A 5343-nucleotide genomic window follows, 5' to 3' on the forward strand; every position below is an offset into this window, starting at 1 on the left:
CGGCCAGCAGCAGCTTCGCGAGCCTGCCGTCGAGCGTCGGCTCCACCCGGTCGGTCACGTCCGCGTACTCGGCGTGCGGCATCAGCAGCGCCGTCCTCGCCTCCGGCGCCCGGTCGACGCTGTGCAGCCGCAGGACGACGGGCGCGGCGGACTTCTCGTCCCCGACGGGCAGCGGATCGTGCAGGTGGATGACGATCGCGTCCGCGAAGTCGGGCACCGCCGCCCACCGCAGCTCCCGCAGCGTCTCGTCCAGGTCCATCCCGCGGGCGATCCGCCGCGTCGCCACGTCCAGGTACTGGAGCCGGTCGGTCTGCGGTACGGGCGGGAGGGGCGTCCGGTGCCATCCCGGACCCGACGGCGGGACGGGCTCCGGGCCGCTCGCCGAACCGCCTCGCCGGGCGGTTCCGGCGGGGCCTTCGCGAGGGCTGTGCTGCTCCGTCACGCTTCGTCCCGTCCACTGGTGCGACCGCTGGGCCGCCGGGTCGGTCCTACGGCCTCAGTCGCGCCGTCGGCAGCAGAGGAAGACCTGTTCCTCGGGCGGGACGTCGGCGGTCGCCGGGGCGTAGGTGTAGGAGGTCTCCTTCACGATCTCGAAGCCCGCGTCGTCCAGGATCCTGTGCAGGTCGTCGAGGAGGTAGCCGGAGACCCTGATCGTGTTGCCGAGGAAGGGGATCGCGAAGTCGTCCACATGGGCCTCCACCATCGACAGGGCGAACAGACCGCCCGGGGGCAACAGGTGGTGGATCGTGCGCAGGGCGAGGGGGATCTCCGCGCGCGGCAGCATCAGCAGGGAGAAGAACGCGGCGACGGCGTCGAAACGGCCCAGGTCGGTGGGGCCGCCCGGGCGCAGATCGGCGAGGTCCAGTTGGTGGAAGGTGGCGGTGGGGACGTACTTCCGGGCCAGTTCCACCATCCGTCCGGACAGGTCCACGCCCACGACCTGGAAGCCCGCGTCCGCCAGCTGCCGGGCGGTCGGCAACCCGGTGCCGCTGCCGAGGTCGAGCACCCGCGAGCCCGGGCCGAGGGACTCGACCAGCCACTCACCGGCGCTGACCTGGCCCTCCTTGTGCGGGAATGCCTCGTCGTAGCGGTCCCCGATGGCGTCGAAGGCCTCGGCCTGACCCGAGCGGTCGAGCCGCAGGCTGCCGTAGTCGGCCCCGTCGTTCACTCTGCTCACTGGAGTGGCCTTTCGTCCGCGCATAGAGGATTGTCCCACAAGTGAGAGAAGCTCGGTTTGGCGCGGGAAACGCCGTGAGGGGCACCCTGGGGCACCCCTCACGGAACGTCGAGGGCGAGGAAAGCGAACGGACTGGATTCAAGGAGGTGAGAAGGAAGCCCGCTCATGGCCTCGCCACGGCTGACGGTAGCAGTCAGGCGGGGATCAGGTCGCGCAGATTTTCGGGAGTCACGATTTGCGAGCCCTCGGGCAGCTCGTCCGGGCGGCGCAGACCGATGTAGGTGACCGGAGGACCGTCCGGGACCGGCTCACCGTCCCACAGCGTCACCGTCGTCGCCTCCCCGGTCATCAGGCCGACGAGATGCCGCACCGTGAGGTGCTCGCGCTCGACGATGCCGCGCAGCAGGTTCGCCACCGTCACCCGGTTCTCCTCCACCCGGTTCGCCGACGGGCTGCCCTTGAGGTACAGGTGCAGCCACTTCGCCCGCCAGCGGCCGTCCTCCCCGCGCAGGAACACCAGCGGCAGCGCGACCCGCCCCGCACCGCGCAGCTCCGACTTCATCCGCACGGTACGCGGCTCGAACGGCCGCCCCAACTGCTCGCCTTCACGCAGCATGAACCCGAAGAACGACTCCTCGACCTCCTCGAAGCCCTCCCCGGCGTAGATGTGGACCTGCGGCACGACGAACGCCCCGCGCACGGCACCCAGTCGCAGATTGATGAACTCCGAGGCCCCGTCCGGCGCTTCGACGATGTCACCGGAGTGCTCACCCTCGACGTCGGTGAGCGAGGTGTACGACAACCAGGTGTTCGTCGAGTAGTCCGCGTTGAGCATCAGCGCCGACAGATCGAAGTCGGTCCGCTGCTCGGTCTCCTTCCAGTACACGAAGAAGCGCAGCAACTCGCCCTCCACCGCCGACACGGACCCACGCGGCAGCACACCGAGCCCGGCCGCCGTCGCCTTCCCGCTCAACGGCAGCGCCACGTCGAGTACCTCAGGATCGATCAACAGCCGCTCCGGAGAAGGCAGTCGACGCCGCGTCTCGTCGTCGAGCACGGCGATCAGCCGCGCCCGCTCCACCGGTCCTACGACCGTCCGCTCGTCGTCCGTCACCCAGGCACGGCCACGCCGGTTCACGAACACCCGCAACTCCCCGGTCTCCCGGACCCGGTTGTGCAGATGCTCACGCACCGACAGCACCACCCGGCCGGACACCTCGGGCACGACCTGCCCGGCGGCGGCCACCACGGCGTCCCGCTCCTCCTGCGTGAGCGCCGTGCGCAGCAGCCGGTCCAGCGCGCGGAACAGCCTGCCGGGCGCGGACTTCAGCAGCTCTACGGCTCCCAACACGTCGTTCTCGCCGAGCAGTTCCTCCACCCGGCTGTCGAACGAGCGTGCCGTCAGCTCACCCCGCGCGACCGCGAACACCTCGGCGGCACCCGGCCACCCCGGGTACTCGTGCGGATGCAGCCGCTCACCGAGCCGCTTCCACCGCTCCCGATGCACGGCCACGTCCGCGAGCTTGGCGGGCGACGCGGCGACCACCGAGTCCAGCCCCGCGAGCAGCGCGCGCCGCACCGGCCGGGACAGCGACCGGAAACGGGTCGGCTCCACGAGCGTCACATCGCCGTCCGACAACGCGCAGGCCAGCCGCAGCACATCGGTGACGGTGTCCAGCAGCAGCCCCGAACCGGCCGCCAACCGGGCCTCGTTGACGATCGCCCGGTTCTCCCGGACCGGGATCACCTCGGGCTGCGGCCCGTCGGCGCACTGCTCGGCCAGCGCCCGTAGATCACGCCGGTGCTCCTCGCTGAGCGGAGTGGTGCTGCCCGCCAACTCCAGGTACAGGGCGGTGAGTTCATCGGCCAGGTCGGCGCCCGCGTGCAGCACCGTGATCCGGTCGCCCGCCGCCGCGATCAACTCGTCCTGGGCGGCTAGCATTTCGGCGTACGTGTGCTGGTACCTGCCGTAGGTCGGCAGGTCGAGCAGGTTCACCACCCCGGTCCGCAACTGCTTGAGCGTCGCGGCCGGGGTCTCCTCGTCGCGGAGTGCCTCGGCGACGCACGCCGTCCAGAAGTCCACGGTGTCGGGGACGTTGGCCGGGAAGTCGATGAAGTAGACGTTGTGCGGGACGTGGTCGCCGGCCATCTCGCGGACCGTCCGCAGGGTACGTGCGGCGATACCGGCGACCGTCTCCTCGGCCAGCCCCGACAGCCGCTCCAGCAGCTCCGGGGAGAGCTTGAAGCCCACGGACAGCAGCACGGCGTCGAACTGCCGCGCGACGGTGGCGCCTTCACCCGTGGGACCCGTGGGCGTGGGGACGCGGAGCGTGTGCCGGATGACCAGCGGTTCGAGTCGGTCGATCATTCCGGCATGCTCCCAGAACCGAACAAGCGGGCGCATTCGGGTTTTACAACCCCCGGTGCCCGGCCAGCCAGTCGTACGCCCCCTGGGCGCTGAACTCCGCCTGGCCGCCCCGAAACAGCAGCCCAGCCGTGGCGAACTCGGGGGCGTCGGCCTGCGCGGGCACGTACGGGATCGCGATGCAGCGCATGCCGGCCGCGTGCGCCGCCGCCGCGCCCGGAGCCGCGTCCTCCAGGACCACACAGTCGGCCGGAGCCGCCCCGAGCCTGCGGGCCGCCTCCAGGAAGACGTCCGGCGCGGGCTTGCCCCGCGCCACCTCGTCCGCCGAGACCACGGTCCGCAGCAGCGCGTCGAGCCCGGTCCCGGTCAGGATCGCCTCGATCGCCTCCGGCGACGAACCCGAGGCCACCGCCATCGGCACACCCTCGGCCGCCAGCAGCTCCACGAACTTCCGCATCTCCGGATACACGCGTGTGGCGGCCCGGGCCAGCGCCAGATAGCTGCCGTTCGTCTCCGCGAGCAGTTCCTCCACCGGAGCCCTCAGACCGTGGCGCTCCTTCAGGAGGACGAGCGTCTCCCGCGTGCTGATACCGACGTAGTGCTCGTGCTGCGCCCAGGTGAAGTCCGGGACGCCGTGCTCGGCGAGGGTGTGCCGGGTGGCCTCGTAGTAGTTCGGCTCGCTGTCCACGAGTGTTCCGTCGAGATCGAAGATGACCGAGAGTCCGCCGAGATTGCTCATGGGTTCAGGATGCCAAGGATCACTTCCCGGCCGCGCGGCCGACCGCCTCCACCAGCGGCAGCAACCGGTGCGGGACACGCTCGCGCAACACCATCTCGGTACGGGTGCGCACCACCCCCGGCAGGCTGATCAGCCGCTGGATCACATCCTCCAGATGACCGTTGTCCCGCGCCACGACCCGGGTGAGCAGATCCCCGCCACCCGTGATCGAGAACGCCTCCACGATCTCCGGTACGGCGGCCAGCGCGTCCCCCACCTCGTCGAGATGCCCCTGCGTCACCTCGATGTGCACGAACGCGAGCACCGGGTGCCCGAGGGCGGCGGGGGACAGGTGGGGGCCCGTGCCGGTGATCACGCCGTCCCGCTCCAGCCGGTCGAGCCGGGCCTGGAGTGTGCCCCGGGCGATTCCGAGGAGACGGGCGTACTCGCGCACGCTGGTACGCGGCTGCTCCAGGAGGAGTCGCAGGATGCGGGTGTCGAGTTCGTCCACGCTCATGAGATCAGACTGTACCAATGGCCCAGTTGCATTTCGCTGTGCCAATGGTCCAGTGATTCGGAGGTCACTTGAGCCAGCCTGCCCGGTGATGTTGTGATGGGCATGTCGATGGCGCTGCGGATCTCCGCGGCGCCTTTTTCGTGCGGGTGTGCGCAGGGGGCGGGAAGCAGTGCTGAAGCGGGTGTTCGTGGCTCCTGACCCGGGGCGGACGCGGCTGCGTTTCGCCGGTCGGGCCGTCCTCGGTATCGGCCTCGCGGTGGTCGTCTGCGGGCTGACCGGACAGTCCCTCGCGGGCGCCGTGACCGGTGGCCTCGCCGCGCTGCTCGCCCTGTTCACGGTGACGGACGCCACGGTGAGCGGGCAGGCCGTCACCACCGCGCTGCTGCCCTGCGTGGGCCTGCCGGTGCTCGCCGCCGCCGCCGAACTGCACGACCACCCCGTCGCCCGCGACCTCACCTTCCTCGCTGTGGTCGGCGCCGGCGTCTACGCCCGCCGCTGGGGGCCGCGCGGCCACAGCCTCGGTGTCTTCGCGTTCATGACCTTCTTCGTGGCCCAGTTCCTGCACA

At 70.8% G+C, this 5343-nt stretch carries 4 protein-coding genes and 2 pseudogenes; 1 reads left to right on the top strand and 5 read right to left on the bottom strand.

Annotated elements, in window-relative coordinates:
- The 5 genes and pseudogenes from R6V09_RS44945 to R6V09_RS44965 all read right to left on the bottom strand — a co-directional run.
- Nucleotides 1-442, bottom strand: a pseudogene (locus R6V09_RS44945) (serine/threonine protein phosphatase); the annotation flags it as partial.
- Nucleotides 443-496: 54 nt separating this feature from the next.
- Complete coding sequence (locus R6V09_RS44950) at nt 497-1201, bottom strand: class I SAM-dependent DNA methyltransferase (RefSeq protein WP_442810261.1); 705 nt, start codon at nt 1199-1201, stop codon at nt 497-499.
- A gap of 169 nt (nt 1202-1370) precedes the next feature.
- Nucleotides 1371-3545 (bottom strand): hypothetical protein, encoded by a 2175-nt coding sequence (locus tag R6V09_RS44955; protein WP_317887256.1) that lies wholly within the window; start codon nt 3543-3545, stop codon nt 1371-1373.
- A 43-nt stretch (nt 3546-3588) separates the two neighbouring features.
- Nucleotides 3589-4281, bottom strand: a complete 693-nt coding sequence (locus R6V09_RS44960) for an HAD family hydrolase (RefSeq protein ID WP_317887257.1) — start codon at nt 4279-4281, stop codon at nt 3589-3591.
- 19 nt (nt 4282-4300) lie between these two features.
- Nucleotides 4301-4777, bottom strand: a complete 477-nt coding sequence (locus R6V09_RS44965; protein ID WP_317887258.1) for an Lrp/AsnC family transcriptional regulator — start codon at nt 4775-4777, stop codon at nt 4301-4303.
- A 169-nt stretch (nt 4778-4946) separates the two neighbouring features.
- On the opposite strand from R6V09_RS44965, the pseudogene R6V09_RS44970 reads away from it, so the two are divergent.
- Nucleotides 4947-5343 (top strand): annotated as a pseudogene (locus R6V09_RS44970) (FUSC family protein); the annotation flags it as partial.

It is taken from the genome of Streptomyces sp. W16 (assembly GCF_033194735.1).
In the GTDB taxonomy this organism is placed as follows: Bacteria; Actinomycetota; Actinomycetes; order Streptomycetales; family Streptomycetaceae; genus Streptomyces.

Bases quoted from the DNA above. Each gene is read 5' to 3' on its own strand.
- R6V09_RS44955 (WP_317887256.1), bottom strand. From the start codon at position 3,545: ATGATCGACCGACTCGAACCGCTGGTCATCCGGCACACGCTCCGCGTC.
- R6V09_RS44960 (WP_317887257.1), bottom strand. From the start codon at position 4,281: ATGAGCAATCTCGGCGGACTCTCGGTCATCTTCGATCTCGACGGAACA.
- R6V09_RS44950 (WP_442810261.1), bottom strand. From the start codon at position 1,201: ATGCGCGGACGAAAGGCCACTCCAGTGAGCAGAGTGAACGACGGGGCC.
- R6V09_RS44965 (WP_317887258.1), bottom strand. From the start codon at position 4,777: ATGAGCGTGGACGAACTCGACACCCGCATCCTGCGACTCCTCCTGGAG.